We start from the raw sequence: 26,659 nt of genomic DNA, 5'->3' as shown, positions 1-26,659 counted from the left end.
ATCCCCTTCTTTTCTCCCCATTTTGTTGTCGAGCCGGCACCCGCCGATGCGGGCAGGCCAGGCCGCTGCATGCCCGTTGCCGCCGGTCGAACCATCGCACCACCAGACATTGCTGAAAGATTCATCGCCATGACACAAGCCCTCATCTCCTCCCGCCGCCGCCAGGTGGTCCTCTCCAGCCTGGCCGCTGCCGCCCTGGGCGCCACTGGGGGCACGGTGCTTGCCCAGGCCCCGGCACGCGTACTGCGCGTGGGCCACCAGAAGGGCTGGCTGTCCATCCTCAAGGGCCGCGGCACGCTGGAAAAACGCCTGGCACCGCTGGGCGTGAAGGTCACCTGGACCGAGTTCAACGCCGGCCCGGTGCAGCTCGAGGCACTCAACGTGGGCGCCATCGACTTCGGCGACGTGGGCGAAGCGCCGCCGATCTTTGCCCAGGCCGCCGGTGCGCCACTGGTGTACGCCGGAGCCACCGTGCCACGCCCGGCACTGGAGGCCGTGATCGTGCCCAAGGACTCGCCGATCCGCAGCGTGGCCGACCTCAAGGGCAAGCGAGTGGCCTACAACAAGGGCTCCAACGTGCAGTATTTCCTGGTCAAGCTGCTGGAGAAGAACGGCCTGAAGTACGGTGACGTGCAGTCGATCTTCCTGGCCCCGGCAGACGCGCGTGCCGCCTTCGAGAAGGGCGCCGTGGACGCCTGGATCATCTGGGACCCCTTCCTGGCCGCAGCGCAAAAGACGCTGGACGCGCGCCTGCTGGTGGATGCTACCGGCGTGGTCAACAACCGCGCCTACTACTTCACCTCGCGCGATTACGCCACGCGCAACGCCGACGTGCTGCGCATCGCCATCGAAGAGGTCAATGCCATCGACACCTGGGCCTCGAAGAACCAGGGCGCCGCCGCCGCAGAGCTGACCACGGTGCTGGGCCTGGACCGCAGCATCACCGACCTGTACCTGAGTCGCGCCAAGTTCGGCACCGCCCCCGTGACGCGCGAAATCATCGCCGAGCAGCAGTCGATTGCCGACACCTTCTTCGAACTCAAGTTGATCCCGAAAAAGCTCAACCTGCTGCACGCCGCCCCCGTGGACCTTGGCGCCTGACCGTTCCCCGGGAGCTTTCCATGCATACCCCTATGCCCTTTCCCCTGCACGAGCAACTGCGCCGCGTGCTGTGCGTGACCGCCACGTCCTGGGGCCTGCCCACGCGGCCGCGCTGTGCGGGTGTGCGTGCGCCCCGGTTCGGCTTTGCCATCTCCTACTGATGCCATAACAAACAAAGAGGTTTCCCATGCAGATCTTCTGGTTCATCCCCACCCACGGCGACAGCCGCTACCTGGGCACTTCCAAGGGCGCGCGCCAGCTCAGCCACGACTACCTGCAGCAGGTGGCGGTGGCGGCAGACAGCCTGGGCTACGAAGGCGTGCTCATTCCCACCGGCCGCTCGTGCGAAGACCCCTGGGTGATCGCCTCGAGCCTGATCGCGGTCACCAAGAAGCTCAAGTTCCTGGTCGCGGTGCGCCCCGGCCTGCACCAGCCCGCGCTGGCTGCACGCATGGCGGCCACGTTCGACCGGCTCTCGGGCGGGCGCCTCTTGATCAACCTGGTGACGGGGGGCGACCAGGCCGAGCTGGAGGGCGATGGCGTGTTCCTGGACCATGCCACGCGCTACGAGCAGTCGGCCGAGTTCATCCGCATCTGGCGCGAGATCATGGCCCGCAGCCACACCGGCGAGACCTATGATTTCGAAGGCCAGCACCTCACGGTGAAGGGCGCCAAGCTGCTTTTCCCGCCGCTGCAGAACCCGCATCCGCCGGTGTACTTCGGCGGTTCGTCCGACGCGGCCCACGACCTGGCGGCCGAGCAGGTCGAGACCTACCTGACCTGGGGCGAACCCCCGGCCGAGGTGGCCAAGAAGGTGGCCGACGTGCGTGCACGGGCGGCCAAAAAGGGCCGCACGGTGAAGTTCGGCATCCGCCTGCACGTCATCGTGCGCGAGACCGATGAGCAGGCCTGGGCGGCGGCCGAGGAACTCATCAGCCACGTGGACGATGCGACCGTGGTGCGGGCCCAGGCGGTGTTCGCGCGCATGGATTCCGAAGGGCAGCGGCGCATGGCGCGCCTGCATGCCGGTGGCGCCAAGCGCGCCCGGGCCGACCTGGAGATCAGCCCCAACCTGTGGGCCGGCGTGGGCCTGGTGCGCGGCGGTGCCGGCACGGCCCTGGTGGGCGACCCTGAGACGGTGGCTGCGCGCATTACCGAATACGCAGCCCTGGGCCTGGACACCTTCGTGCTCTCGGGCTACCCGCATCTGGAGGAGGCCTACCGCTTTGCCGAGCTGGTGTTCCCGCTGCTGCCCCTGTCCGTGCGCGAGAAGCTATCCGGCGGCAACCCGCTGGGCCCGTTCGGCGAATCCGTCGCCAACGAGCTGCCACCGCGCGCCTCGCAAAGCTGAGCGCACGGCACCCAAGGAGATCGCCCATGGCCATCCATTCCATCAACCACGTGCAACTGGCCTTTCCGGCCGGTTCGGAAGAACCCATCCGCAACTTCTACAGCAGCCTGCTCGGCCTGCCCGAGGTGCGGCTGGCCGCAGGCAACGCGCTGCACTTTGCCGCCGGTACCCAGCGCATCGACCTGGTGCCCACCGACCACTGGCAGGGCGCCCCCTCGGTGTCGCACCTGGCGCTGGAGGTGCAGGATCTGCCCGCACTGCGCGGGCGCCTGCTGCAGGCCCAACTGCCCCTGGTGGAGAACCGGGCGCTGCCCGGCTACCTGCGCTTTTACGTGAAAGACCCGGCGGGCAACCAGCTGGAATTTCTGGAACCCGACACCGAACGACAGGAGTTCGCATGACTTCATCATCCCTCCGTGAGCTGCAGGTCTCGCCTGTGGCCGATTCCATCGACGCGCCCCACCTGGCGCCGTTGGTGCCCTCGCAATGGCTGCGCTTTGCCAAGGGCGTGCTGCAGCGCCTCTTGCCCTGGGCCGTACCCGTCACGCTGATCGTGGTGTGGCAGATCGCCTCGTCGCTGGGCTGGCTCTCCACCCGGGTGCTGCCCGCGCCGCTGGAGGTGATCAAGGCCGCTTGGACGCTGACCGCCTCGGGCGAGCTGTGGACGCACGTCAAGGTCAGCGCCGGCCGGGCGCTGGCGGGCCTGGCCATCGGTGGCGGCCTGGGGCTGGCACTGGGGCTGCTCACGGGATCGGTGCGCCTGTTCGAGACCCTGCTCGATTCGACCATCCAGATGGTGCGCAACATCCCGGCTCTGGCGCTGATCCCGCTGGTGATCCTGTGGTTCGGCATCGACGAGTCGGCCAAGCTGTTCCTGATCAGCGTGTCGGTGTTCTTCCCGATCTACTTGAACACCTTTCACGGCATCCGCAACGTGGATCCGGGCCTGATCGAGATGGGGCGCACCTACGGCCTGTCGCGCTGGCAGCTGTACCGCCAGATCATCCTGCCCGGCGCGCTGTCCAGCATCCTGGTGGGCCTGCGCTTCTCGCTGGGCCTGATGTGGGTGATCCTGATCGTGGCCGAGACCATTTCGGCGCAGTCGGGCATTGGCTACCTGACCATGAACGCACGCGAGTTCCTGCAGACCGACATCGTGCTCGTGGGCATCCTGCTGTACGCACTGCTGGGCAAGCTGGCCGACCTGTTCGCCAAGGGCCTTGAAGGCTACTGGCTGCGCTGGCACCCCGGCTACCAGAGCGCCTGAACACCCCCATTGCATGCATGCCCCGCCAGAGGGGCTCCAAGGATTTCCATGTCTTCAATCTCCCACTCCACCTCCCGGCGCACCACCCTCGCTGCGCTGGCCGCCCTGGCTGCCACGGCCAGCGGCCTGGCGTCCGCACAAAGCGGCGCCAAGCCCGATACCGTGCGCATTGGTTACCAGAAGTCGTCCACCCTGATCGTGGTGCTCAAGACCCAGGGCACGCTCGAAAAGCTGCTGGCCCCCCTGGGCACCAAGGTCACCTGGCATGAGTTCACCAGCGGGCTGCCGCTGCTCGAAGCCCTGAACCTGGGCAACATCGATGTCAGCGCCGACGTGGCCGATACCGTGCCGGTGTTCGCCCAGGCGGCTGGTGCTGCCCTGACCTTCGTGGCGCAGGAGGCGCCGTCCCCCTCGGCCCAGGCCATCGTGGTGCGCGCCGATTCGCCGCTCAAGACCGTGGCCGACCTCAAGGGCAAGAAGATCGGCTTTGCCAAGGCCGCCGGTGCCCACTACCTGCTGATCGCCGCGCTGGAGAAGGCCGGCCTGTCGTTCAAGGACATCGACCCCGCCTACCTCACGCCGGCCGACGGCCGCGCCGCCTTCGAGCGCGGTGCCATCGACGCCTGGGTGGTGTGGGACCCGTTCCTTGCCGCCGTGCAGCGCCAGTCGAATGTGCGCATCCTGGCCGACGGGCGCGATGTTGCTTCGTACCAGCGCTACTACCTGGCCGCCACGCCGTATGCCCAGGCCCGTGCCGACGTGCTGCGCGTGCTGTTCGCCGAGCTGCAGAAGGCCGGCGCCTGGGTCAAGGGCAACCCCAAGGACGCTGCCGCGCTGCTGGCACCCGTGTGGGGGCTGGATGCCGCCACGGTGGAGCAGGCCAACAGCCGCCGCAGCTACGAGGTGCGTGCCGTGCTGCCTGCCGGCCTGTCCGAGCAGCAGCGCATTGCCGATGCCTTCCTGTCCGAGAAACTGCTGCCCCGGCGTGTGAACACGCTGGACGTGGCCCTCTTCAAGCCGGGAGCCTGACACCATGGCACAAACCAATGCGACACCGCGCGGCAGCGCCAACAATGGCGTGCGCCTGGAAGTGCGCGGCGTGGACAAGCGCTACGGCGCCCGCGAGGTGCTCAAGAAGACCGAGCTGGTGATCGAGCCCGGCCAGTTCGTGGCCATCGTGGGCCGCAGCGGCTGCGGCAAGAGCACGCTGCTGCGCCTGGTGGCGGGCCTCGAATCTGTCTCGGGTGGCACCATGCGCCTCGATGGCCAGGCCGTGGACGGCCTGAGCGAGGACACGCGCATCATGTTCCAGGACTCGCGTCTCTTGCCCTGGAAGCGCGTGGCCGACAACGTGGCACTGGGCCTGCCCACCGAGCGCCGCGGCGCCGCAGCCGACGTGCTGGCCCGCGTGGGCCTGGGCGACCGGCTGGGCGAGTGGCCGGCGCGCCTGTCGGGTGGTCAGCGCCAGCGCGTGGCCCTGGCGCGTGCCCTGGTGCACAACCCGCGCCTCTTGCTGCTCGACGAACCCCTGGGCGCGCTCGATGCGCTCACCCGCATCGAGATGCACCGCCTCATCGAAGGCCTGTGGCAGGCCAGCGGCTTCACCGCGCTGCTGGTCACGCACGACGTGCAGGAGGCGGTGGCCCTGGCCGACCGCGTGATCCTGATCGAAGACGGGCAGATTGCGCTGGACCAGCTGATCGACCTGCCGCGCCCGCGCTCGCATGGCGATGCCGCGTTTGCCGCCATCGAAAAACGCATCCTCGACCGTGTGCTGCAAAAGCCCGATGCCGAACCCAGCGCCGCCGACGCGCGCTGGCCCGGTGTGCCCGCGCACGGCCTGCGCTGGGCGGTGTGAGCGCCTTCGCCCCCTCTGATTTTTTGACCCATCCATCCGTTCCCGGACTTTCAAGGAGAAACACCATGTCCATTCAAGCCATCAACGTGCGCAACCAGTTCAAGGGCAAAGTGCGCGAGATCATCCGCGGCGACGTCGTCTCCGAGGTCGATGTTGAAACCCCCTGGGGCATCGTCACCTCCGTCATCACCACGCGCTCGGTCGACGACCTCGCGCTGGTCGTGGGCTCCGACGTGGTCGCGCTGGTGAAGTCAACCGAGGTGTCCATCGCCAAGCTGTGATGCCTGCCTGGGGGCGTGCATCAAGCCCCTTCGAAAGCCCCGCGATGCGGGGCTTTCGCCTTTGTGGGGCAGGGCATAGCCATATCCGTTTTTCTTCGTTGGCCCCCGGAACGTCCAGACCTAAGCTGCGGGCTTCGATTCGCCTCCACAGGATTCCCGCATGACCGCCAGCAGCACGCCAAAGCCCCGTACCCTTCAACTCGGCCTGGTGCTGCATGGCGTAGGTGCTGGCTGGGGCGACTGGCGGCATGAGAATGCGGTGACCGATGCCAGCGTGAATTTCCGGTTCTACGCGCAGCAGGCGCAGTTGGCAGAGCAGGCACGCTTCACCTTCCTCTTCGTGGCCGACAGCGTGCACATCACGCCGCGCTCCAGCCCGCACTACCTCAACCGCTTCGAGCCGCTGACCATCCTCTCGGCGCTGGCGGCCGCCACCTCGCACATCGGTTTGGTGGCCACCGTGACGGCCAGCTACAGCGAGCCGTTCACGGTGGCCCGGCAGTTTGCCTCGCTCGACCACATCAGCGGCGGCCGTGCGGGCTGGAATGTGGTCACTTCATGGCTCGACGGCAGCGCGCGCAACTACGGGCGCGAGGAGCACTATGCGCACGATGTGCGCTACCGCCTGGCCGGTGAGCACCTGGACGTGGTGCAGGGCCTGTGGGACTCTTGGGAGGACGATGCGCTGGTGCGCGACAAGGCCACCGGCCGGTTCTTCGACCCGGCCAAGCTGCACCGCCTGGACCACCAGGGCGAGTTCTTCGCCGTGGAGGGGCCGCTGAACATCGCGCGCTCGCGCCAGGGCCAGCCCGTGATCTTCCAGGCCGGCGCCTCGCCCGATGGCAAGGCCTTTGCGGCGCAGCGGGCCGATGCCATCTTCTTCCATGCCGACAGCTTCGAGGAGGCGCAGGCCTACTACCGCGACGTGAAGGCCCGTGTGCGGGCCGAGGGGCGCAACCCTGACGAGGTGTTCCTGCTGCCGGGGTTTCGCCCCATCGTGGGCCGCACCGAGGAGGAGGCCGAGCGCCGCTACGAAGAGTTGGCCGCGCTGGTACCCATCGAGAACGCCATCGCAGCGCTGGCCCGGCCGTTCAACGACCATGACTTCTCGCAGTACCCGCTGGACGAACCCTTCCCCGACCTGGGTGACCTGGGCCGCAACAGCCAGCAGAGCACCAGCGACCGCATCAAGCAGCATGCGCGCGAGCACGGCCTGACTTTGCGCGAGGTGGCGCTGTGGCATGCCCGGCCGCGGCGCACCTTCGTGGGCACGGCCGAGCAGGTGGCCGATGAAATTCAGCGCTGGTTCGAGGGCGGGGCGGCCGATGGCTTCAATTTCTTCGAGGCACTGCCCAATACCTCGCTCAAGGCCTTCGTGGAACTGGCCGTGCCGGTGCTGCAGGCGCGCGGGCTGCTGCGCACGGAATACGAGGGCGAAACGCTGCGCAGCCATTTCCAGCTGCCGGTGCCCGTGAACCGGCATGCGAAGGGCGCCGATGAACCGTCCGAGTTGCAGGAGGATTCGGTAGCGGCCTAACCCCCATAGCCCATGATGGCCACGGCATGGCAGCCCGTGCCGGCCGCCACGAAGCCATGCCACACGGCATGCGCGTAGCGCAGGCGCGAGTCGAGCACGAAGAACGCCACGCCCACGGTATAGGCCACGCCGCCCGCGATGAGCCAGTGCGCGCTCCATTGCGTGAGGTGACCGATGAGGGGCAGGGCGGCCACCAGCGCCAGCCAGCCCATGAGCACATACATCCCGGTGGACAGCCACGCAGAGCGCAGCCGGTTGAATGCCTTGAGCACCAGGCCCAGCGCGGCCACGGCCCAGACCAGGGCCAGCAGGGCCAGGTTCCACTCGCCCTCGGGTTGCTTCAGGGCGAAGGGTGTGTAGCTGCCCGCGATGAACAGGTAGATGGCGCCGTGGTCGAGCTTCAGCGCAGCCTGCTTGAAACGCCCCTCGGGCAGGGCGTGGTAGACGGTGGAGGCCAGGTACAGCAGCACCATGGTGGCGGCGAAGACGATGGCGCCGGCCACGCTGGCGGTGCCCTGTGGCCGTGCCGAGGCGATGAGAAACGGGGCCGCGATGACCGCCGCCAGCAGTGCCAGGCCGTGGCTGGCGCTGTTGGCCAGTTCTTCGCCGGGGGTCTGGTCGCGGCACTGCATGGCGAGGCCTGTGTCAGCGCGATATCAACGGGGCAGGGCTGTGTGGTGCCGTTCGCGCCAGGCGTGGTAGCGCGAGCGCTGCAGCGCGAACAGCTCCACCAGGCCCCAGGCCATCGCGCAGCCCATGATCCCGAACAGCGCCACGGTGCGCAGCGGTTCAATCCTGCGCGGAGAGCGGGAGCGGTTCGTCATGGAAGAAGCAGTCGTTGTCAGGAAGGTCGAAGGAGAACCAGCTCTCGTCCAAGAGCTCGTCGAACAACCGCTGCAATCCGAGAAATTTCCAGAGCATGGTGACCTCCTGGGTGGTGTGAAGCTCCCCCAAGATAGCGTTGCCGTGTGACGGTTTTGCGTCAGTGTGGCAATCGCAACAGGCCTGCGCAAAGACCCTGGCGCAGGGGGCTGCGGGCGCTATGCTGGCTGTTTTTCGCTGCCAGAGACAACCACCACCGTGCCAGACACCGTTCTGCCCGAACTTGCGGCGCTGCAAAAGATCATCGACCAGGGCGGCGACCGCCTGGACGCCCGGGTGGTGCATACCGTGGAGATGCCCTCCGGCGAGCGCTTTCCCATCCACGCCATCAGCCTGGGCAACCCGGACCGCAGCGCGCCGGCCATGGGCTTCTTCGGCGGCATTCACGGGCTCGAAGGCATCGGCGCCGAGGTGGTGATTGCCTACCTGCAGAACGTGGTGACGCGCCTGCCCTGGGACCTGGCCCTGAACCAGCAGCTAGAGCAGGTGCGCCTGGTGTTCATGCCCATCGTGAACCCGGGCGGCATGTGGGCCGCCACCCGGGCCAACCCCAATGGGGTGGACCTGATGCGCAACGCCCCGGTCGACGCACTGGACCGGGTGCCCTTCCTCATCGGCGGCCAGCGCCTGAGCGCGGGCCTGCCCTGGTACCGCGGCAAACCGGGTGCGCCCATGGAGGCCGAGAGCCGGGCCCTGTGCGAGGTGGTGCACGACGAACTGCTCTCGCGCCCCTTCAGCATCGCGCTGGACTGCCACTCGGGCTTTGGCATCAGCGACCGGCTGTGGTTTCCGTTCGCGCACACGAAGAAGCCCATTGCCCACCTGCCGGAGCTGCATGCGCTGCACGAGATCTTTCTGCAGGCGCATGCCTACCACCCCTACATCATCGAACCGCAGAGCGCGCAGTACCTCACGCACGGCGACCTGTGGGACCACCTGTACATGCAGGCCTGCAACGACCCCACGCGCACCTTTTTGCCGCTGACGCTGGAGATGGGCTCGTGGCGCTGGATCAAGAAAAACCCGCGCCAGCTGTTCTCGCGCAAGGGCATCTTCAACCCGCTGATCAACCACCGCCTGCAGCGCGTGCTGCGCCGGCACATGCCGCTGCTCGACTTTCTCTCGCGCGCGGCGGGCAGCCACCAGCGCTGGGTGCCCGTGCCCGAGGCGCGCGTGCAGCGCCGCGCCGATGCACTGGCGTTCTGGTACTGACGGCATGCAGCACGGGCCCACCCGCTGGATCTTTCTGCGCGGCCTCACACGCGAGGCCGTGCACTGGGGCGGGTTCGCGGACGCCTTCAGGGAGGCGATGCCGGGCGCCGAGGTGCTGATGCTGGACTTGCCGGGCAATGGCCAGCGGCATGCACGCCCCAGCCCGCTGTCGGTTGAGGCCATGGTGGCCGAATGCCGTGCAGAGCTGGCGCAGCGCGGCGTCACCGGGCCGCACCACCTGCTGGCCATGTCGCTCGGTGCCATGGTGGCCACCGAGTGGGCGCGCACCGCCCCGGCCGAGGTGCAGGGCTGCGTGCTCATCAACACCAGCTTCGGCACCTTCAGCCCTTTCTACCGGCGCTTGCGGCCGCGCAACTATGTCGCGCTGCTGCGCGAGGTGCTGATGGCGCCCACCCCGCTTGCAGCGGAGTCCGCCGTGCTGCGGCTCACCAGCAACCGTGCGCAGGAGCGTGCGGCCGTGGTGGCCGACTGGGTGGACGCGCGCGCGCAAAGGCCCGTGTCTTCGTCGAATGCCCTGCGGCAACTGTTGGCCGCTGCACGCTACCGGGCGCCGCGCACATGCCCTGTGGACCGCATGCTGCTGCTGGCCAGCACCCAGGACGGCCTGGTGAGCAGCCAGTGCTCTCAGGCCATCGCCAGCGCCTGGGCTTGCCCGCTGGCGCTGCACCCCTGGGCCGGGCACGACCTGCCGCTGGATGACCCGGCGTGGGTGGCCACACAGGTGGCAGGCTGGGCCAGGAGTTGATCAGCGCGTGGCGTGCGCCCACCAGGTCGGCAGCAGCGCGCGCACCTCGGGCCGGCCGAACCGGTCATCCATCAGGTGCACCACGCCCTCGTCGCTGGGCGTGCGGATCACGCGGCCCGCAGCCTGCACCACCTTCTGCAGGCCAGGGTAGAGGTAGGTGTAGTCGTAACCCTCGCCAAAAAGTGCCTGCATGCGCTCCTTGACCTGCTCGTTGACGGGGTTGACCTGCGGCAGGCCCAGCGTGGCCAGGAAGGCGCCGATCAGGCGCCGGCCCGGCAGGTCGATGCCTTCGGCGAACGCGCCGCCCAGCACCGCGAAGCCGATGCCCTCGCTGGTGTCGGTGAAGCGCGCAAGGAACTGCTTTTGCTCCGATTCGAGCATGCGCCGCGACTGGCTCCAGTGCGGCAGGTGGGGGTGGCGCTCGGCCAGCATCGTGGCTGCCTGCTGCAGGTATTCGTAGCTGCTGAAGAAGGCCAGGTAGTTGCCCGGCCGCTCGGTGAACTGCTGCGCCATCAGCGCCACGATGGGCGCGAGCGAGGCCTTGCGGTCGGGGTAGCGGGTGGAGATGTGGCGCGCCACCTGCACCGTCAGTTGGGCGGCCTGGAACGGCGACTCCACGTCGATGGCCAGGTGGTCCTCGGGCAGACCCAGCAGGTCGGTGTAGTAGCGCGCAGGCTGCAGCGTGGCAGAAAACAGCGTGCTGGTGTGCGCGGCCTCCCAGCGCGGCCCGAGGAAGGGTGCGGGCACCAGGTTGCGGATGCACAGGGTGGAGCTGCCGGGCGCCCGGGCGGCCTGGGGCAGGCCCGGGGCCGTGGGCTGGGTGATGTCCACCAGCGAGTGCGCGTCGAGCAGCCCGGCCATGCGCACCAGGTGCAGGGCATCGAAGTAGAAGGCCTGCAGGGCGGCATCGGGCTCTGCCGGGTGCTCGGCCAGGTGGTCGGTGAGGGTGTTGCCGCAGTGCTGCAGCGCGGTGAGCAGGTCTTCGGGAAAGGCCTCATGCACCGCATAGGCGGTAGCCTGCTGCTTGTCCAGCGCCACCCAGGCGCGGCGCACCTTGTCCAGCGCCTTCTTGACGGCGGGGTAGCGGGTGGCGCTGGTGGATTTGCGCGCCAGGGCCAGGCTGTCGGGACGCAGCTCGGCGGTGTACATCTTGCGGCCCCGGTCCACGAGGTTGTGGGCCTCGTCCACCAGCAGCGCCGTGCGCCAGCCATTGGCCTGGGCCAGGCCGTGCAGCAGGCCGCCCATGTCGAAGTAGTAGTTGTAGTCGCCCACCACCACGTCGGCCCAGCGCGCCAGCTCCTGGCTCAGGTAGTAGGGGCAGACCTGGTGCGCCAGCGCGGCACTGCGCACCTCGGCCTGGTGCAGGGTGATGCGTTCACCCGCGGCGCCAGGCCGCAGTGCGGCGGCGCGTGCGGCCGGCAGTCGGTCGTAGAAGCCCTGGGCCAGCGGGCAGGACTCGCCGTGGCAGGCCTTGTCGGGGTGCTCGCAGGCCTTGTCGCGCGCCACCAGCTCCAGTACGCGCAGCGGCAGGGCGGGTGCGCTGTCGGCCAGGCGCGCAAGGGTGTCCAGGGCCGTCTGCCGGCCCGAGGTCTTGGCCGCAAGGAAGAACACCTTGTCCAGCCGCTGCGTGGGCGCGGCCTTGAGCAGCGGGAACAGCGTGCCCATGGTCTTGCCGATGCCCGTGGGCGCCTGGGCCATCAGGCAGCGCCCGGCGCCCGCGGCCTTGTACACCGCCTCGGCCAGCGGGCGCTGCCCGGTGCGAAAGCCGCCGAACGGGAAGGCCAGGGCGGTGAGAGCTACATCGCGCGCAGCGCGGTGCGCCACCTGCGCCTCGGCCCAGGCCAGAAAGCGTTCGCACTGCTCCTCGAAATGCTGCTGCAGCTCGGTCGCGCTGCGGCGCTCGGTGAACACCGTCTCTTTCTGGCTGGCTATGTCGAAGTACACGAGCGCCAGGTCGATGTGTTCAAGCCCCTCCTGCGCGCACAGCAGCCAGCCGTAGATGCGCGCCTGGGCCCAGTGCAGGGCGCGGTGCGATGCGGGCTGGCGGTCGAGCCGGCCCTTGAAGGTCTTGACCTCGTCGAGCCGTGCATGCGCCGGGTCGAAGCCGTCGGCCCGGCCGCGCACACGCAGGCTCTTGTAGCTGCCGGCCAGCGCCACCTCGGTGCGGTAGCCGTCGCCCCGGCGCGCGGCAGCTACGGCATGGCCGGCCATGCCCTCCAGGGCCGTGGGGGCGGGCGTGAAGCGCAGGTCCAGGTTGCCCTGCTTGGCGGTGAACTCGCACAGCTCGCGCACCGCCACGGTATAGGTCATGGGGCCTCGGTACAGGGAGGCAGGTCGTCTGCAGCCGGCTCACCCAGGTGGGCCTGCGCCAGTTCGTCTTCGCTGCGCAGCGGCGTGGCCTTGCACAGGGCCATCCACACCGCGAAAGGCAGGGCGCAACTGGCATGGCGCGCGGGGCGCAGTAGCTCGAAGCGGCCATCGTCGAGCCCGCCGTGCAGCACCCAGATGCCGAAGTGCTCAGGGATCTCGCCGGGCTCGGCCACGCCAGCCGGGAACACGTAGTAGCACTCCTCGCACAGCCACTGGTAGGCCTGGCGCTTGGCGTCGTGGCGCAGGTCCGAGAGCAGATCGGCGCGGCTGTATTTGATCTCGTGCACCATGGGCTGCAGGTAGGCCGGCACCGTGGTGTTGCGCACCGAGAACAGGTCCGGCCGTGCCATGCGCCAGACGTTGGCGGCCTTGAGGCTCGCAGGCGTGTCCTCGCTCCACAGCGGGTTGCTGGTTGCCGGAGTCAGCGGCGCAGTTTCCGGGGCCGCACCCTCGATCACGGCGCGCAGCGACAATTCGCGCCAGACGATGCGGCCCGAGGCCAGCAGGTGCGCGGCAAACTTCTGGCCCAGCCGGTCGTGCGCGCTCAGGGCGCGCACGCCGCGCTGGCGCGCCTCGGCCAGGGTGCGGATGCCGTCCTCGGTGAGCTTCAGCGTCTCGAAGCCCTCGGGCGAGGTGTGCAGGGCGACCAACTGCGCAGCCAGCAGGTCGATCTCCAGCGCATCCTTGCAGGGCCAGCCGGCCGAGCGCCAGATCTGCATCAGGCGGGTGCGGTGGAAGCGGGTGATGGTCAGCGCCGTCATGGGGCTCGGGGATTCTTCAAAACACTGATTGTAATTACAGTATTTTCCTCCCTTTCGCCCCTGCCGTCACGTCTTCACGGTGTTGTTACACCGCCGGGAAGCTCACCACTCCGCGAAACTGCCATCCTTGTGGCGCCACACCGGGTTGCGCCAGCGGTGGCCTTCTGCAGCACGTTCCCGCACATAGGCTTCATTGACCTCGATGCCCAGGCCCGGGCCCTGGGGGATGGCGACCATGCCGTCCTCGTACGCGAACACCTCGCCGTTGGACACGTAGTCGAGCAGGTCGTTGCTGGCGTTGTAGTGGATGCCCAGGCTCTGCTCCTGGATGAAGGCGTTGTAGCAGACGCCGTCGAGCTGCAGGTTGGCGGCCAGCGCAATCGGCCCCAGCGGGCAGTGCAGGGCCAGGGCCACGTCGTAGGCCTCGGCCATGCTGGCGATCTTGCGTGTCTCGGTGATGCCGCCCGAATGCGAGGGGTCGGGCTGGATGATGTCCACATAGCCCTCGGACAGCACACGCTTGAAATCCCAGCGCGAGTACAGCCGTTCGCCCAGCGCGATGGGGGTGGACGAGAGGTGCGCCAGTTCCTTCAGGGCCTCGTAGTGCTCGCTGAGCACGGGCTCCTCGATGAACATCAGCCGGTACGGGTCGAGCTCCTTGAACAGCACCTTGGCCATGGGCTTGTGCACGCGGCCGTGGAAGTCCACGGCAATGCCCACGTTGGGGCCCACGGCCTCGCGCACGGCGGCCACGTTCTGCAGGCACTTTTCCACCTTGTCGAAGCTGTCCACGTACTGCAGTTCCTCGGTGCCGTTCATCTTCACCGCCGTGAAGCCTCGGTCCACGGCCGCCTTGGCTGCCGCCGCAGTCTCGCCGGGCCGGTCGCCGCCGATCCAGCTGTAGACCTTGATGCGGTCGCGCACGCAGCCGCCGAGCAGTTCGGACACGGGCACGCCCAGGGCCTTGCCCTTGATGTCCCACAGTGCCTGGTCGATGCCGGCCAGTGCGCTCATGTGGATGCCGCCGCCCCGGTAGAAGCCGCCGCGGTAGAGCACCGTCCAGTGGTCCTCGATGTGGCGCGGGTCTTTACCGATGAGGTAGTCGCCCAGTTCCTCGATGGCGGCCGCCACGGTGTGGGCCCGGCCTTCGAGCACGGGCTCGCCCCAGCCGACGATGCCCTCGTCGGTCTCGATTTTCAGAAAGCACCAGCGCGGTGGCACCAGGAACGTGGTCAGTCGGGTGATCTTCATGGAAGTCGGCTCGTCGGAAAGGGGAATAGGGTCGATCGGTCAGGAGGTGGCGTAGGACTGGCGCCAGGCCTGCATGAACGCAGCCGCCTGGCGCGCCACGTCCGCCGCGCTGTCGCCGGGCTTGTACAGGGCCGAGCCCAGGCCGAAGCCGCTGGCACCGGCTGCGGCATAGGCCGCAATGCCCTCGGGCGTGATGCCGCCCACGGGCAGCAGCGCAACCGGCGGGCGCAGCACGGCACGCCAGGCCTTGAGCACGGCGGGAGCCAGCGCCTCGGCGGGGAACAGCTTGAGGGCATCGGCCCCGGCTGCCAGCGCCGCATAGGCCTCGGTCAGCGTGGCCACGCCCGGTGCGCAGGCCATGCCGGCCGCCTTGGCGGCGCGGATCACCGCCGCATCGCTGTGCGGCATGACCACGATCTGCCCGCCGGCCGCGGCCACGGCGGCGCAGTCCTCGGGGCGGATGACGGTGCCGGCGCCGATCAGCACCTCGGCCGGTAGCGCGTCGCGCAGCGCGCGGATGCTGGCCAGCGGCTCGGGCGAGTTGAGCGGCACCTCGATGATGCGAAAGCCGGCCTCGCAGAGCGCCTGGCCGATGGGTACCACTTCGGCGGGCGATACGCCGCGCAGGATGGCGACCAGGCCGCAGCGCTGCATGGAGGCGGAAAGAAGGTCGGAAGGAGTCATGCGCATCGTGCAGCTTGTGTGTCGGTAGGGGTCACCAGCGCGGCGGCGGTGGCGATCTGCCACAGCCCCCGCGCGGTGGCGTTGTCGGCCATTTCGGGCGCCGGCAAGCCGTAGGCGGCCAGGGCCAGGGCGTAGCGCCGGCACAGGTCGGGCTCGCCGCAGAGCACCACGTGTGCGTGCGCGGCGCCTGGCGCCTGTTGTGCCGCCAGTGCGACCACTTCGTGGCCGATCAGCAGGCCCGAGAGGTAGTCCGCCTGGGCCGTGCCGGACAGCGCGCCCGTGAGCCCGAGCGTGCGCGTGCTGAAGATGTGCGAGAGCAGGCCCAGCGAGGCCTCTGCCGAGCGCGCCACTTGCAGGCCGCGCGCAAACGCTGCGTCGTCGGGCGCCTCGGCAGGCTGCATGGTGCGCCCGAGGATGGTGTGTCCGCGCAGCGCCGCAAACACCTCACCGGTCATGAAGGTGTGGAACTGTTCGATGGAGCGGCGGCGCGCCAGTACCCATTTGCTGTGCGTGCCGGGCAGGCCGATCAGCACCGGGGCATCGCCCGGCAGGGCCGAGGCCGCCATCACGCCCAGCACCTGCGTCTCTTCGCCGCGCATCACGTTGGGCAGATCGCCGCGCTGGAGCAGGCCGGGGACGATGTGCACGCGGGGGCCCGCGCTGTGTGCCACCACGGTGAGCCCACGCGCCAGGTGGTCCAGCGAGGCGGGCGATTCGAGGTAGCGGGCTTCGCGCCAGCCCTGGGCGCTGCCGACCATGCCGCAGGCCAGAACTGGGATGCCGGGATGGGCCCGCACCCAATCGCCACAGACATCGTCGAAGGCATGCTCGAAAGCAGCGCCTTGGGTCGCGTGGGCCTGGCCATTGGCTGCGACGGGCAGGTTCATGATGCCCCAGGGGCGCTGGCGCATCTCCTGCACGGTGCCAGCCGCATCGAAGCGGAAGGCGCGCAGCGAACTGGTGCCCCAGTCCAGGCCGATCAGGGCGGCCGCGCCGTTGGAAAGGGCGGTGTTGCTCGTCATTACCGCGCCCAGCGCAGCACCAGCGGGTCGAGCCGGCGCGCGATGTCGATCAGCCCCCGGCGCACCTCGGGGTGCATGGCGGGGAAGGGGTGGCGGCCGGCCTCGCTGGCGATCACGCCGCCTTCCTTCATCAGCGCCTTGGCGGTGAGGATGCCGCCCTGGCGGTTCTCGTGGTTGATGAGCGGCAGCCAGCGCTGGTAGAGCGCGAAGGCCTGGTCGGCATCGCCCTGGCGGTGCGCCTCGAGGATGGGGCGTATGCCATCGGGAAAGCCGCCGCCGGTCATGGCACCGGTGGCGCCAGCGTCGAGGTCGGCCAGCAGGGTGATGGCTTCCTCGCCATCCCAGGGGCCTTCGATGGCGGCGCCGCCCAGGCGGATCAGCTCGCGCAGCTTGCTGGCCGCGCCCGGCACTTCGATCTTGAAGTAGGCCAGGTGTTCGATCTCCTGCGCCATGCGCGCGAGGAACGGGGCCGAGAGCACGGTGCCGCTGGCCGGCGCGTCCTGCACCATGATGGGAATGGTGATGGCATCCGACACCCGGGCATAGAACTCGTAGATCTGCGCCTCGGGCACGCGGAAGGTGGCGCCGTGGTAGGGCGGCATCACCATCACCATGGCGGCGCCCATGTCCTGCGCGGCGCGGCTGCGCTCGGCGCATACGTGGGTGCCGTAGTGGGTGGTGGTGACGATCACGGGCACGCGGCCGGCCACATGCTCCAGCGACAGGCGGGTGAGCGTTTCGCGCTCGGCGTCCGACAGCGAGAATTGCTCGGAGAAGTTGGCCAGGATGCACAGGCCGTCCACGCCAGCGTCGATCATGAAGTCGAGGCAGCGCTTCTGGCTTTCGATGTCCAGCGTTCCGTCCTTATGAAAGGTGGTGGGCACCACGGGGAAGATGCCGCGGTAGCGGGGAGATGTGGGGATAGAGGTTGCAGGCATGGGGTCTACAGGTCAATGTTCAGTGCGAGTGGCGCGGTACGGCAGCACCCCGGCAGCCGACGAGGAAGTCGAAGTCGCAGCCCTCATCGGCCTGCAAAACATGGTCCACATACAGGCGCTGGTAGCCGCCGCGCCCGCCCATGTCGGTATTGGCCAGCGCGGCCAGGCGTGCGTCCAGCTCTTCGTCGCTGATATCGAGGTGCAGGCGGCCCTGCTCGCAGTCGAGTTCGATGAAATCACCGTCGCGCACGGCGGCGAGCGGGCCCCCCGCAGCCGCCTCGGGCGCCACATGCAGCACCACCGTGCCGTAGGCCGTGCCGCTCATGCGCGCGTCGGAGATGCGCACCATGTCCTTCACGCCCTGGCGCAACAGCTTCGGGGGCAGGCCCATGTTGCCCACCTCGGCCATGCCGGGGTAGCCCTTGGGGCCGCAGTTCTTCATCACCATCACGCAGCTGGCGTCGATGTCCAGGTCTTCATCGACGATGCGCTCCTTGTAGTGCTCCAGGTTCTCGAACACCACGGCACGCCCCCGGTGCTTGAGCAGTTCGGGCGATGCCGCCGAGGGCTTGAGCACCGCGCCGCGCGGCGACAGGTTGCCGCGCAGGATGCAGATGCCGCCGTCGGCAATCAGCGGGTTGTCTATCGGGCGTATCACCTCGTCGTTGTACTGCGGTGCCTCGCGCACGTTGTCCCACAGGCTCTTGCCGTTGACGGTGAGCGCGCCGGGGTGGGGCAGCAGGCCGTTCTCGCCCAGGCGGCGCAGCACGGCAGGCAGGCCGCCCGCGTAGTAGAACTCCTCCATCAGGAAGCGGCCCGAGGGCTGCAGGTCCACCAGCGTGGGCGTGCCGCGGCCGATGCGCGTCCAGTCCTCCAGGTCCAGCTGCACGCCGATGCGGCCAGCGATGGCCTTGAGGTGGATCACCGCGTTGGTCGAGCCGCCGATGGCCGCATTGGTGCGGATGGCGTTCTCGAACGCCTCGCGCGTGAGGATCTTCGAGAGCGTGAGCCCCTCGTGCGCCATCTCCACGATGCGCCGGCCCGACATGTGCGCCAGCACATAGCGGCGCGAGTCCACGGCCGGTATGGCCGCGTTGTGCGGCAGCGAGGTGCCCAGCGACTCGGCCATGCAGGCCATAGTGGAGGCTGTGCCCATGGTGTTGCAGGTGCCGGCCGAGCGCGACATGCCGGCTTCCGCCGCGAAGAACTGGTGCTCGTTGATTTCGCCGGCCTTCAGCGATTCGTGCAGCCGCCACACGGCCGTGCCCGAGCCGATGTCCTTGCCATCGAGCTTGCCGTTGAGCATGGGCCCGCCCGTGACCACGATGGCCGGCACGTCGCAGCTGGCCGCCCCCATCAGCAGGGCAGGGGTGGTCTTGTCGCAGCCGACCAGCAGCACCACCGCGTCGATGGGGTTGCCGCGAATGGCTTCCTCCACGTCCATGCTGGCCAGGTTGCGCGTGAGCATGGCCGTGGGGCGCAGGTTGGATTCACCGTTGGAGAACACCGGGAACTCGACCGGGAAGCCCCCCGCCTCGTAGATGCCGCGCTTGACGTGCTCGGCTATCTTGCGGAAGTGGGCGTTGCAGGGCGTGAGTTCGGACCAGGTGTTGCAGATCCCGATGATGGGACGGCCGTCGAATTCATGGTCCGGGATGCCCTGGTTCTTCATCCAGCTGCGGTACATGAAGCCGTTCTTGTCGGCGGTGCCGAACCATTCGGCGGAGCGAAGCTTGCGCGGGGAGGTGGTCATGGTTGTTTTTGGGGGAGAGGGAGATGCGGGGTCACTTGGAGCTGCGGTGCGTCAGCAGGCGCTGCAGCAGGCAGAAGACGAAGAGCAGCACGCCGACGACGATGCGCGTCCACCACGAGCTGAGCGTGCCGTCGAAGGAAATCAGGGTCTGGATGATTCCGAGCATCAGCACGCCGAACAGCGTGCCGGCCACGTAGCCCACGCCGCCTGTGAGCAGGGTGCCGCCGATCACCACGGCGGCGATGGCATCGAGCTCCATGCCCGTGGCGTGCAGGCCGTAGCCCGACAGCATGTAGAAGGTGAACACCACGCCGGCCAGCGCCGAGCACAGGCCCGAAAGCGTGTACACGCCGATCACCGTGGCGCGCACCGGCAGGCCCATGAGCACGGCCGAATGCTCGTTGCCGCCCACGGCATACACGTTGCGGCCGAACGGCGTGCAGTGCGCGACGAAGATGGCGGCCAGCAGCACAGCCATGGCGATCAGCGCGCCCAGCGAGAGCGAGGCACCCTCCCACAGTTCCAGGCGCCACTGCGCCATCGCGGAATAGGCCTCGTCGGACATGCTGATCGAGTCGATGCTGATCAGGTAGCACAGGCCGCGCGCGAGGAACATGCCGGCCAGCGTCACGATGAAGGGCTGCAGCCGAAAGCGCTCGATCAGAAAGCCCATGAAAGCGCCGAACACCGTGCCCATGAGCAGCACCAGCGGTATCGCCGCGAGGGGGCTCCAGTGGTGGTGCTCCACCAGGCTGGCGAGCACCATGGTGGTCAGCGCCACCACGGAGCCCACCGACAGGTCGATGCCGCCCGAGAGGATAACGAAGGTCATGCCCACCGCGACGATGATCAAGAAAGCGTTGTCGATCAGCAGGTTGAGGAACACCTGGGCCGAGAAGAAACCGGTGTAGAGCACCGAGCCCGCCGTGGCCATGGCCACGAACAGCGCGATGGTGGCCGCCAGCGGCAGGTACTTGGGGTTCAGGCGCATGCTGTGAGAAACAGGGCGTTGTGTTGGCGCGTCGGCGGCGGGTGCCACATCCAGGGCAGGGCTGTGTCCGCCGCTCATGACAGGGCTCCCCCGGCTGCGGGCCGGCGCACCAGGGCGCCGATCTGCGCGCGGAAGTCGGGCGACTGCAGCAGCATCACGATGAACACCACCACGGCCTTGACCACCAGGTTGATCTCGGGCGGCACGCCCAGCGAGTAGATGGCGTAGGTCAGCGTCTGGATGATGAGCGCGCCGATCACGCTGCCCACCAGGCTGAAGCGCCCGCCGGTCAGTGCCGTGCCGCCCAGCGTCACGGCCAGGATGGCGTCGAGCTCCAGCATCTGGCCGGCATTGTTGGCGTCGGCACTCTTCACGTTGGAGCTGATGAGCAGGCCGGCGATGCCCGCACACACGCCGCAGAAGGTGTAGGCCGCCACGACCAGGCGGCGCGACTGCACGCCGGCCACGCGCGCCGCCGTGGGGTTGATGCCCACGGCCTGGACGAACAGGCCCAGTGCCGTGCGCGTGACGGCCAGATACAGCCCGGCAAACACGGCGGCCAGCACGAACAGCGAAAACGGCAGGCCCAGCAGGTAGCCCCCGCCCAGGAAGAAGAAGGGCGCGTAGTAGATGGTGATGATCTGCCCGTCGGTGATCAACTGGGCAATGCCCCGGCCGGCCACCATCAGGATCAGCGTGGTGATGATGGGCTGCATGCCCACCTTGGCCACCAGGAGGCCGTTCCACAGCCCGCACAGCGCCGCCACGCCGATGGCGCCCAGGATGGCCAGCGGCAGGGGAAAGCGGCTCTCGCCGCCCGAGACCGAGCCGCCGATCATCCAGGCGCCCACGGCGGCGGCGATGGCCACCACCGCGCCCACCGAAATGTCGATGCCGCGCGTGGCGATCACCATGGTCATGCCCAGCGACACCAGCGCCAGGGGTGCCGCACGGTTGAGGATGTCGACCAGGCTGCCGTAGAAGTGGCCATCGCGCCACTCGATGTGCAGAAAGCTCGCGTTGAAGGCCGTGTTCACGGCCAGCAGCAGGGCCAGCGTGACCAGCGGCCAGGTGAGCCGGTGGCGCAGCGCAGCGGCCAGCAGAGAAGAGGAGGGGGAGGGTGCGTCAGGCATTTTCGGCGGCAATCAGTTCGTACACGGCTTCTTCGCTGCTGCCTGCAGGCAGCTCGCCGACCTTGCGGCGGTCGCGCAGCACCACGATGCGGTGCGCCACGCGCACCACTTCGCTCATTTCGGAGGAGATGAAAACCACCGCCATGCCGGCATCGGCCAGGCACAGGATCTGCTCCATGATTTCCTGCTTGGCCGCCACGTCGATACCGCGCGTGGGCTCGTCCAGGATCAACAGGCGCGGCTCGATGGCCATCCAGCGCGCGAGGATCGCCTTTTGCTGGTTGCCGCCCGAGAGCAGGGCGATGGGCGTGTCCACGCTGGTGGTCTTGATGCCCAGCAGCTGCACATAGCGCTCCGCAATCGCGGTCTGCTCGGCTCGCGACAGAAAACGGCCCATGCCCATGCGCGCCTGCAGCGCCAGGGCGATGTTCTCGCGCACCGAGAGTTCGGCGACGATGCCATCGGTCTTGCGCTCCTCGGGGCACAGGGCCAGGCCTGCGCGGATCGCATCCATGGGATTGGAAAAGGTGACGGTACGGCCATCGATGCGCAGCACGCCCTTGTCGGGCGCCTGCAGACCGAACAGCAGCCGTGCCAGCTCCGTGCGGCCCGATCCCAGCAGGCCCGCCAGGCCCACCACCTCGCCGGCTCGCACCTTGAGGTCGATGGGCTGCAACTGCCCGCTCTGGCCCAGGCCTTGCGCCTCCAGCAGGGCCTGCGCCGCGTCGTCGAACACGGGGATCACCGGTGGCTCGGTGCACTGCGCTGCCAGCTCGCGCCCCAGCATGGCGGCAATCAGGGCCTGCGGGCCCAGGTCACCCACGGCCCATTCACCCACCCAGGCACCGTTGCGCAGCACCGTGATGCGGTCCGAAACGGCATACACCTGGTTCAGGAAATGGGTCACGAAGACGATGGCCAGACCCTCGCCGCGCAGCCGGCGCAGCACCTCGAAGAGCTTTTGCACCTCGTCGTCATCCAGGCTGGAGGTGGGTTCGTCCAGGATCAGCACCTTGGCCTCGATGCTCAGCGCCCGGGCAATGGCCACCAGCTGCTGCACGGCCACCGGGTAGTCCGAGAGCAGTCGCGTGACATCGATGGACAGTCCGATGCGCGCAACCAGATCGCGCGCGCGCTGGTGCAGCGTGGCCCAGTCGATGCGAAAGCCCTGGGCGATGCCGCAACGCGGGTAGCGGCCAGCAAAGATGTTCTCGGCCACCGACAGGTTGGGGCAGAGGTTGACCTCCTGGTACACGGTGCTGATGCCCAGGCGCTGCGCGGCCAGCGGCGAATCGGGCCACACGGCCTGGCCGGCCAGGCGCATCTGCCCGCCGCTGGCTTCGAGCACGCCGGTGAGCACCTTGATCAGCGTGGACTTGCCCGCGCCGTTCTGCCCCATGAGGGCGTGGATTTCGCCCGGGTACAGGTTGAGCTGCACGTCGCGCAGCACGGGGATGCCCGAGAAATGCTTGTGGATGCCCGTGAGTTCCAGCACGGGAGCCAGGGGGTGACCGGTGGACACGTCCATGGGCTTTCAGGCCTTGTTCTTGTTGTAGACGTCGACGAGCACGGCTGCGAGCAGCACCACACCCTTGATGACCTGCTGGTAGTCGATGCCGATGCCCAGGATGGACATGCCGTTGTTCATCACGCCCATCACGAAGGCGCCGATCACCGCGCCCATGACCTTGCCCACGCCACCCGAGGCCGAGGCCCCGCCGATGAAGCAGGCGGCGATCACGTCGAGCTCGAAGCCCAGGCCCGCCTTGGGCGTGGCCGTGTTCAGCCGCGCGGCGAACACCAAGCCGGCCAGGGCGGCCAGCACGCCCATGTTGATGAAGGCGTAGAAAGACAGCCGCTCGGTCTTGATGCCCGAGAGCTTGGCGGCCTTCTCGTTGCCGCCCATGGCGTAGATGCGCCGGCCGATGGTGGTGCGGCTGGTGACGAAGTCGAACAGCACGATCAGCAGCGCCATGACCACCAGCACATTGGGCAGGCCCTTGTACGATGCGAGCAGGTAGGCAAAATAGACAAGCAGCGCCGCGAACACCGCCGTGCGCGCCACGAAGAACGCCAGCGGCTCGGCCTGTACGCCGTGCCGCACCCGGTTGGCCCGCGCCCGCACGCCAGCCACCGCCAGTGCAACCGCCACGGCCACGCCCAGCAGCAGCGAGGTGAGCTTGAGCCCCTCCACGCTGAACAGGTCCGGGATGAAGCCCGAGCTGAGCAGTTGGAACTCTGCAGGGAACGGCCCCACCGACTGCCCGGCCAGCAGCGCCAGCGCCAGGCCCTTGAACACCAGCATGCCCGCCAGCGTGACAATGAAGGACGGAATGCGCGAGAAGGCCACGAACCAGCCCTGCAGCCCTCCGATGATGCCGCCGCACAGCAGGCACACCAGCGATGCGGGCAGAAAGTGCCAGTGGTACTCCACCATCAGCACCGCCGCCAGCGCGCCGATGAAGCCGCAGACCGAGCCCACCGACAGGTCGATGTGCCCGGCCACGATCACCAGCAGCATGCCCAGCGCCATGATCACGATGTAGCTGTTCTGCAGCAGCAGGTTGGTCAGGTTGAGCGGCTGCATCAGCGTGCCGTCGGTCATGTACTGGAAGAAGCCCATGATGGCCACCAGCGTGATTAGCATGCCGTATTCACGGAAGTTGTGCTTGATGTGTTCCAGCAGCGGCTTGTCGTTGCGGGCGGCAGCCTCGGCAGGATTGGCGAGGGTGGCAGTGGGGGAGGGGGTCATTGGGGTCATCTCAACTGGCTTTCACGATCGCGCGCATGATCTTTTCTTGCGAGGCTTCTGCGGTCGGCATTTCGGCGACGAATCGGCCCTCGTTCATCACGTAGATGCGGTCCGTGATGCCCAGCAGCTCGGGCATCTCCGACGAGATCACGATCACGCACTTGCCTTCGGCCGCCATCTGGGCGATCAGGGTGTAGATTTCGTACTTGGCACCCACGTCGATGCCGCGCGTGGGCTCGTCGAGGATCAGCACCTCGGGGTTGGTGAAGAGCCACTTGCCCAGCACCACCTTCTGCTGGTTGCCGCCCGAGAGGTTCACGGTCTTCTGGTCCACGCCCGAGCAGCGGATGCGCAACTTGCGCCGGTAGTCCTGCGCGATCTGGTGCTCGCGCCCATGGTCCATCACCGTGGCGGTGGAGATGCCGCCCAGGTTGGCCAGCGAGACGTTGAACTGGATGTCTTCATTGAGCACCAGGCCGTTGCCCTTGCGGTCCTCGGTGACGTAGGCCAGGCCATGGTGCACGGCCTTCTCCACCGTGCCGACGTCGATCTCCCGGCCGTTCAGCAGCACCTGGCCGCTGATGCGCTGGCCCCAGGATTTGCCGAAGATGCTCATCGCCAGTTCGGTGCGGCCCGCGCCCATGAGGCCGGCGATGCCGACGATCTCGCCGCGGCGCACAGAGAGGTCGACGCCCTTGATGACCTCGCGCTCGGCGTGCTGCGGGTGGTGGGCGTGCCAGTTGCGCACCTCGAACACGGTGGGGCCGATGTCGGGCTGGCGCGGCGGGTAGCGGTCGGCCATCTCGCGGCCCACCATGGCCTTGATCACGCGGTCCTCGCTGACCAGGCCGGTGCGGCAGTCGAGCGACTCGACCGTGCTGCCGTCGCGCAGCACGGTGATGGCATCGGCCACGCGCGATATTTCGTTGAGCTTGTGCGAGATCAAAATGCAGGTGATGCCCTGCTTCTTGAGCTCCAGCAGCAGGTCCAGCAGCGCCTGGCTGTCGTTCTCGTTGAGGCTGGCCGTGGGTTCGTCCAGGATCAACAGGCGCACCTGGCGCGACAGCGCCTTGGCAATCTCCACCAGCTGCTGCTTGCCCACGCCCAGGTGGGTGACCAGGGTCTCGGGCGACTCCTTGAGCCCCACCTTTTTCAGCAGGGCCTGGGCCTTGCTGTGCGCGGCCATCCAGTCGATCACGCCATGGCGCGCCGTCTCGTTGCCCAGGAAGATGTTTTCGGCAATGGACAGCAGCGGCACCAGCGCCAGTTCCTGGTGGATGATGATCACACCCAGGTGCTCGCTGTCGCGGATGCCGCCGAACTGGCGCTCCTGGCCTTCGAAGACGATCTCGCCGCTGTAGCTGCCGTGCGGGTAGACGCCCGAGAGCACCTTCATCAGCGTGGACTTGCCCGCGCCGTTCTCGCCGACGATGGCGTGGATCTCGCCGGCGCGCACGTTCAGGTTCACCTGGTTGAGTGCGACCACGCCGGGGAAGGTTTTGCGGATGTTCCGCATTTCAAGAATCATGGACTGGGCTCGTGCAGGAAGCGCTGCGGGCTTCCTCTGTTGTCTCACGTGGCCCTGGTACCAGGGGAGATGCGCTGCCTCCCCTGGCCCAGGCCTGGGTTACTTGACTTGAGATTCCTTGTAGTAGCCGCTGCCCACCAGCACCGCGTTCCAGTTGGACGCATCGACCGACACCGGCTTGAGCAGGTACGACGGAACCACCTTCTCGCCGTTGTTGTAGGTCTTGGTGTCGTTGATCTCGGGCTGCTTGCCCGAGAGCGTGGCGTCCACCATGTTGGCGGCCACCTTGGCCAGTTCGCGCGTATCCTTGAACACGGTAGAGAACTGCTCACCCTTGAGAATGGACTTGACCGAGGGGATTTCGGCATCCTGCCCGCTCACCACCGGGCAGGGCTGCTGCGCCGTGCAGTAGCCCACGCCCTTCAGGGACGACAGGATGCCGATGGACAGGCCGTCGTAGGGCGAGAGCACGGCGTGCACCTTGTCCTTGCCGTAGTAGGCCGAGAGCAGGTTGTCCATGCGGGCCTGGGCCACCGAGCCGTCCCAGCGCAGCGTGCCCACCTTGTTCATGCCCAGCTGCTTGCTGCGCACCACCAGCTTGCCGCTGTCGATGTAGGGCTTGAGCACGCTCATGGCGCCGTCGTAGAAGAAGAAGGCGTTGTTGTCGTCGGGCGAGCCACCGAAGAGTTCGATGTTGAACGGGCCCTTGCCCTGCTTCAAGCCCAGCTTGTCGACGATGGAGCTGGCCTGCAGAACGCCGACCTGGAAGTTGTCGAAGGTGGCGTAGTAGTCCACGTTCTTCGAGCCCTTGATCAGGCGGTCATAGGCGATGACCTTCACGCCCTTGTCGGCCGCGCTCTGCAGCACGCGCGAGAGGGTGGTGCCGTCGATGGAGGCGATCACCAGCACCTTGGCGCCCTTGGTGATCATGTTCTCGATCTGCGCGAGCTGGTTGGGGATGTCGTCGTCCGCGTACTGCAGGTCGGTCTTGTAGCCGCGCTCCTTGAGCACCTTGACCATGTTGTCACCGTCGGCGATCCAGCGGGCCGAGGACTTGGTGGGCATGGAGATGCCGATGCTGCCCTTGTCCTGGGCCAGTGCCAGCGGTGCGGCCCCCATGGCGGCCAGGGCCACGGTGGCCAGTACGGTCTTGAAAATGGTGCGTTTCATCAATTTGTCTCCTGTTTTTCTGGTTTTCTGCCCGGCCCTCGTACACCTCCT

At 68.0% G+C, this 26,659-nt stretch carries 27 protein-coding genes; 11 read left to right on the top strand and 16 right to left on the bottom strand.

Annotated elements, in window-relative coordinates; genetic code table 11:
• Positions 1 to 129 precede the first annotated feature (129 nt).
• The 9 genes from ASE31_RS30690 to ASE31_RS30655 all read left to right on the top strand — a co-directional run bounded on the left by ASE31_RS30690 (position 130) and on the right by ASE31_RS30655 (position 7,395).
• Positions 130 to 1,101 carry a sulfonate ABC transporter substrate-binding protein gene (locus tag ASE31_RS30690; protein ID WP_057207046.1) on the top strand — a complete coding sequence of 324 codons (972 nt, stop codon included), beginning with the start codon at positions 130 to 132 and terminating at the stop codon, positions 1,099 to 1,101.
• A gap of 20 nt (positions 1,102 to 1,121) precedes the next feature.
• Positions 1,122 to 1,262 (top strand): hypothetical protein, encoded by a 141-nt coding sequence (locus tag ASE31_RS32320; RefSeq protein ID WP_179680738.1) that lies wholly within the window; start codon positions 1,122 to 1,124, stop codon positions 1,260 to 1,262.
• A gap of 26 nt (positions 1,263 to 1,288) precedes the next feature.
• Positions 1,289 to 2,452: an FMNH2-dependent alkanesulfonate monooxygenase gene (ssuD, locus tag ASE31_RS30685; RefSeq protein ID WP_057207044.1), complete on the top strand. Its 1,164-nt coding sequence runs from the start codon at positions 1,289 to 1,291 to the stop codon at positions 2,450 to 2,452.
• 26 nt (positions 2,453 to 2,478) lie between these two features.
• Positions 2,479 to 2,853 carry a VOC family protein gene (locus tag ASE31_RS30680; protein WP_057207042.1) on the top strand — a complete coding sequence of 125 codons (375 nt, stop codon included), beginning with the start codon at positions 2,479 to 2,481 and terminating at the stop codon, positions 2,851 to 2,853.
• Positions 2,850 to 3,719 carry an aliphatic sulfonate ABC transporter permease SsuC gene (gene ssuC / locus ASE31_RS30675; RefSeq protein WP_082604456.1) on the top strand — a complete coding sequence of 290 codons (870 nt, stop codon included), beginning with the start codon at positions 2,850 to 2,852 and terminating at the stop codon, positions 3,717 to 3,719. The genes ASE31_RS30680 and ssuC overlap by 4 nt, the downstream gene beginning before the upstream one ends.
• A 48-nt stretch (positions 3,720 to 3,767) precedes the next feature.
• The gene (locus tag ASE31_RS30670) at positions 3,768 to 4,748 is read left to right on the top strand and encodes an aliphatic sulfonate ABC transporter substrate-binding protein (protein ID WP_235514816.1); all 981 of its coding nucleotides are present in this window, start codon (positions 3,768 to 3,770) and stop codon (positions 4,746 to 4,748) included.
• A gap of 4 nt (positions 4,749 to 4,752) precedes the next feature.
• A complete protein-coding gene (locus tag ASE31_RS30665; protein WP_057207040.1) occupies positions 4,753 to 5,577 on the top strand; it encodes an ATP-binding cassette domain-containing protein in 825 nt (274 codons plus the stop codon).
• Positions 5,578 to 5,642: 65 nt separating this feature from the next.
• The gene (locus ASE31_RS30660; protein WP_056168199.1) at positions 5,643 to 5,858 is read left to right on the top strand and encodes a molybdopterin-binding protein; all 216 of its coding nucleotides are present in this window, start codon (positions 5,643 to 5,645) and stop codon (positions 5,856 to 5,858) included.
• A gap of 160 nt (positions 5,859 to 6,018) precedes the next feature.
• Entirely contained in the window at positions 6,019 to 7,395 is a 1,377-nt protein-coding gene (locus tag ASE31_RS30655) for an LLM class flavin-dependent oxidoreductase (protein ID WP_057207037.1), read from the top strand.
• On the opposite strand, the gene ASE31_RS30650 is transcribed toward ASE31_RS30655, so the two are convergent.
• Genes ASE31_RS30650 through ASE31_RS32985 form a run of 3 tightly spaced genes read right to left on the bottom strand, consistent with a single transcriptional unit; the run spans position 7,392 to position 8,316 of the window.
• Positions 7,392 to 8,027, bottom strand: a complete 636-nt coding sequence (locus ASE31_RS30650) for a hemolysin III family protein (RefSeq protein WP_057207035.1) — start codon at positions 8,025 to 8,027, stop codon at positions 7,392 to 7,394. The two genes, ASE31_RS30655 and ASE31_RS30650, sit on opposite strands and share 4 nt — an antisense overlap.
• Before the next feature lie 24 nt (positions 8,028 to 8,051).
• Positions 8,052 to 8,219, bottom strand: a complete 168-nt coding sequence (locus ASE31_RS32315) for a hypothetical protein (RefSeq protein ID WP_179680731.1) — start codon at positions 8,217 to 8,219, stop codon at positions 8,052 to 8,054.
• The gene (locus ASE31_RS32985; protein ID WP_255357714.1) at positions 8,185 to 8,316 is read right to left on the bottom strand and encodes a hypothetical protein; all 132 of its coding nucleotides are present in this window, start codon (positions 8,314 to 8,316) and stop codon (positions 8,185 to 8,187) included. Before ASE31_RS32985 ends, ASE31_RS32315 begins: the two co-directional genes overlap by 35 nt.
• Before the next feature lie 159 nt (positions 8,317 to 8,475).
• Between ASE31_RS32985 and ASE31_RS30645 the strand changes: the two genes are divergently transcribed.
• Positions 8,476 to 9,489 carry a M14 family zinc carboxypeptidase gene (locus ASE31_RS30645; RefSeq protein WP_057207034.1) on the top strand — a complete coding sequence of 338 codons (1,014 nt, stop codon included), beginning with the start codon at positions 8,476 to 8,478 and terminating at the stop codon, positions 9,487 to 9,489.
• Between the two features lie 4 nt (positions 9,490 to 9,493).
• Positions 9,494 to 10,255 carry an alpha/beta fold hydrolase gene (locus ASE31_RS30640; protein ID WP_057207031.1) on the top strand — a complete coding sequence of 254 codons (762 nt, stop codon included), beginning with the start codon at positions 9,494 to 9,496 and terminating at the stop codon, positions 10,253 to 10,255.
• On the opposite strand, the gene ASE31_RS30635 is transcribed toward ASE31_RS30640, so the two are convergent.
• The 13 genes from ASE31_RS30635 to chvE all read right to left on the bottom strand — a co-directional run bounded on the left by ASE31_RS30635 (position 10,256) and on the right by chvE (position 26,608).
• Positions 10,256 to 12,565 carry an ATP-dependent DNA helicase gene (locus ASE31_RS30635; protein WP_057207029.1) on the bottom strand — a complete coding sequence of 770 codons (2,310 nt, stop codon included), beginning with the start codon at positions 12,563 to 12,565 and terminating at the stop codon, positions 10,256 to 10,258.
• Positions 12,562 to 13,386, bottom strand: a complete 825-nt coding sequence (locus ASE31_RS30630) for a hypothetical protein (protein ID WP_057207028.1) — start codon at positions 13,384 to 13,386, stop codon at positions 12,562 to 12,564. The genes ASE31_RS30635 and ASE31_RS30630 overlap by 4 nt, the downstream gene beginning before the upstream one ends.
• A gap of 102 nt (positions 13,387 to 13,488) precedes the next feature.
• Positions 13,489 to 14,637 (bottom strand): galactonate dehydratase, encoded by a 1,149-nt coding sequence (dgoD, locus tag ASE31_RS30625; RefSeq protein WP_057207026.1) that lies wholly within the window; start codon positions 14,635 to 14,637, stop codon positions 13,489 to 13,491.
• A 39-nt stretch (positions 14,638 to 14,676) separates the two neighbouring features.
• Positions 14,677 to 15,321 (bottom strand): 2-dehydro-3-deoxy-6-phosphogalactonate aldolase, encoded by a 645-nt coding sequence (locus ASE31_RS30620; RefSeq protein WP_057207024.1) that lies wholly within the window; start codon positions 15,319 to 15,321, stop codon positions 14,677 to 14,679.
• Complete coding sequence (locus ASE31_RS30615; protein ID WP_057207021.1) at positions 15,318 to 16,343, bottom strand: 2-dehydro-3-deoxygalactonokinase; 1,026 nt, start codon at positions 16,341 to 16,343, stop codon at positions 15,318 to 15,320. The genes ASE31_RS30620 and ASE31_RS30615 overlap by 4 nt, the downstream gene beginning before the upstream one ends.
• Positions 16,343 to 17,281, bottom strand: a complete 939-nt coding sequence (locus ASE31_RS30610) for a dihydrodipicolinate synthase family protein (RefSeq protein WP_057207018.1) — start codon at positions 17,279 to 17,281, stop codon at positions 16,343 to 16,345. Before ASE31_RS30610 ends, ASE31_RS30615 begins: the two co-directional genes overlap by 1 nt.
• A gap of 19 nt (positions 17,282 to 17,300) precedes the next feature.
• The gene (locus ASE31_RS30605) at positions 17,301 to 19,034 is read right to left on the bottom strand and encodes an IlvD/Edd family dehydratase (RefSeq protein WP_057207016.1); all 1,734 of its coding nucleotides are present in this window, start codon (positions 19,032 to 19,034) and stop codon (positions 17,301 to 17,303) included.
• Positions 19,035 to 19,065: 31 nt separating this feature from the next.
• Positions 19,066 to 20,103 carry a galactofuranose ABC transporter, permease protein YjfF gene (yjfF, locus tag ASE31_RS30600; protein WP_082604455.1) on the bottom strand — a complete coding sequence of 346 codons (1,038 nt, stop codon included), beginning with the start codon at positions 20,101 to 20,103 and terminating at the stop codon, positions 19,066 to 19,068.
• Entirely contained in the window at positions 20,100 to 21,158 is a 1,059-nt protein-coding gene (locus ASE31_RS30595) for an ABC transporter permease (protein ID WP_057207013.1), read from the bottom strand. The genes yjfF and ASE31_RS30595 overlap by 4 nt, the downstream gene beginning before the upstream one ends.
• Entirely contained in the window at positions 21,151 to 22,686 is a 1,536-nt protein-coding gene (locus ASE31_RS30590) for a sugar ABC transporter ATP-binding protein (RefSeq protein ID WP_057207010.1), read from the bottom strand. The genes ASE31_RS30595 and ASE31_RS30590 overlap by 8 nt, the downstream gene beginning before the upstream one ends.
• Positions 22,687 to 22,692: 6 nt before the next feature.
• On the bottom strand, positions 22,693 to 23,919 hold the full coding sequence (gene mmsB, locus ASE31_RS30585) for a multiple monosaccharide ABC transporter permease (protein ID WP_057207008.1): 1,227 nt from the start codon (positions 23,917 to 23,919) through the stop codon (positions 22,693 to 22,695).
• A gap of 1 nt (position 23,920) precedes the next feature.
• Entirely contained in the window at positions 23,921 to 25,438 is a 1,518-nt protein-coding gene (gene mmsA, locus ASE31_RS30580) for a multiple monosaccharide ABC transporter ATP-binding protein (protein ID WP_057207006.1), read from the bottom strand.
• A gap of 99 nt (positions 25,439 to 25,537) precedes the next feature.
• The gene (gene chvE / locus ASE31_RS30575; RefSeq protein WP_057207004.1) at positions 25,538 to 26,608 is read right to left on the bottom strand and encodes a multiple monosaccharide ABC transporter substrate-binding protein; all 1,071 of its coding nucleotides are present in this window, start codon (positions 26,606 to 26,608) and stop codon (positions 25,538 to 25,540) included.
• Positions 26,609 to 26,659: the final 51 nt, after the last annotated feature.

The sequence above is a fragment of the Acidovorax sp. Root217 genome, from assembly GCF_001428645.1.
Lineage (GTDB): Bacteria > Pseudomonadota > Gammaproteobacteria > Burkholderiales > Burkholderiaceae_C > Acidovorax.
Note: the sequence above shows the minus strand (reverse complement) of the source record. Positions and strands in the feature narration are given on the sequence as shown.

Excerpts from the sequence above, each read along its gene's own strand:
- ASE31_RS30665 (WP_057207040.1), top strand. The coding sequence starts at position 4,753 with ATGGCACAAACCAATGCGACACCGCGCGGCAGCGCCAACAATGGCGTG.
- ASE31_RS30650 (WP_057207035.1), bottom strand. The coding sequence starts at position 8,027 with ATGCAGTGCCGCGACCAGACCCCCGGCGAAGAACTGGCCAACAGCGCC.
- ASE31_RS32320 (WP_179680738.1), top strand. The coding sequence starts at position 1,122 with ATGCATACCCCTATGCCCTTTCCCCTGCACGAGCAACTGCGCCGCGTG.
- ASE31_RS30670 (WP_235514816.1), top strand. The coding sequence starts at position 3,768 with ATGTCTTCAATCTCCCACTCCACCTCCCGGCGCACCACCCTCGCTGCG.
- ASE31_RS30615 (WP_057207021.1), bottom strand. The coding sequence starts at position 16,343 with ATGACGAGCAACACCGCCCTTTCCAACGGCGCGGCCGCCCTGATCGGC.
- dgoD (WP_057207026.1), bottom strand. The coding sequence starts at position 14,637 with ATGAAGATCACCCGACTGACCACGTTCCTGGTGCCACCGCGCTGGTGC.
- ASE31_RS30595 (WP_057207013.1), bottom strand. The coding sequence starts at position 21,158 with ATGCCTGACGCACCCTCCCCCTCCTCTTCTCTGCTGGCCGCTGCGCTG.
- ASE31_RS30635 (WP_057207029.1), bottom strand. The coding sequence starts at position 12,565 with ATGACCTATACCGTGGCGGTGCGCGAGCTGTGCGAGTTCACCGCCAAG.
- ASE31_RS30620 (WP_057207024.1), bottom strand. The coding sequence starts at position 15,321 with ATGACTCCTTCCGACCTTCTTTCCGCCTCCATGCAGCGCTGCGGCCTG.
- ASE31_RS30680 (WP_057207042.1), top strand. The coding sequence starts at position 2,479 with ATGGCCATCCATTCCATCAACCACGTGCAACTGGCCTTTCCGGCCGGT.
- ASE31_RS30690 (WP_057207046.1), top strand. The coding sequence starts at position 130 with ATGACACAAGCCCTCATCTCCTCCCGCCGCCGCCAGGTGGTCCTCTCC.
- ASE31_RS30660 (WP_056168199.1), top strand. The coding sequence starts at position 5,643 with ATGTCCATTCAAGCCATCAACGTGCGCAACCAGTTCAAGGGCAAAGTG.
- mmsA (WP_057207006.1), bottom strand. The coding sequence starts at position 25,438 with ATGATTCTTGAAATGCGGAACATCCGCAAAACCTTCCCCGGCGTGGTC.
- mmsB (WP_057207008.1), bottom strand. The coding sequence starts at position 23,919 with ATGACCCCAATGACCCCCTCCCCCACTGCCACCCTCGCCAATCCTGCC.
- ASE31_RS30610 (WP_057207018.1), bottom strand. The coding sequence starts at position 17,281 with ATGCCTGCAACCTCTATCCCCACATCTCCCCGCTACCGCGGCATCTTC.
- ASE31_RS30605 (WP_057207016.1), bottom strand. The coding sequence starts at position 19,034 with ATGACCACCTCCCCGCGCAAGCTTCGCTCCGCCGAATGGTTCGGCACC.
- ASE31_RS30655 (WP_057207037.1), top strand. The coding sequence starts at position 6,019 with ATGACCGCCAGCAGCACGCCAAAGCCCCGTACCCTTCAACTCGGCCTG.
- ssuD (WP_057207044.1), top strand. The coding sequence starts at position 1,289 with ATGCAGATCTTCTGGTTCATCCCCACCCACGGCGACAGCCGCTACCTG.
- ASE31_RS30630 (WP_057207028.1), bottom strand. The coding sequence starts at position 13,386 with ATGACGGCGCTGACCATCACCCGCTTCCACCGCACCCGCCTGATGCAG.
- ASE31_RS32315 (WP_179680731.1), bottom strand. The coding sequence starts at position 8,219 with ATGACGAACCGCTCCCGCTCTCCGCGCAGGATTGAACCGCTGCGCACC.
- ASE31_RS30590 (WP_057207010.1), bottom strand. The coding sequence starts at position 22,686 with ATGGACGTGTCCACCGGTCACCCCCTGGCTCCCGTGCTGGAACTCACG.
- chvE (WP_057207004.1), bottom strand. The coding sequence starts at position 26,608 with ATGAAACGCACCATTTTCAAGACCGTACTGGCCACCGTGGCCCTGGCC.
- ASE31_RS30640 (WP_057207031.1), top strand. The coding sequence starts at position 9,494 with ATGCAGCACGGGCCCACCCGCTGGATCTTTCTGCGCGGCCTCACACGC.
- yjfF (WP_082604455.1), bottom strand. The coding sequence starts at position 20,103 with ATGAGCGGCGGACACAGCCCTGCCCTGGATGTGGCACCCGCCGCCGAC.
- ssuC (WP_082604456.1), top strand. The coding sequence starts at position 2,850 with ATGACTTCATCATCCCTCCGTGAGCTGCAGGTCTCGCCTGTGGCCGAT.
- ASE31_RS32985 (WP_255357714.1), bottom strand. The coding sequence starts at position 8,316 with ATGCTCTGGAAATTTCTCGGATTGCAGCGGTTGTTCGACGAGCTCTTG.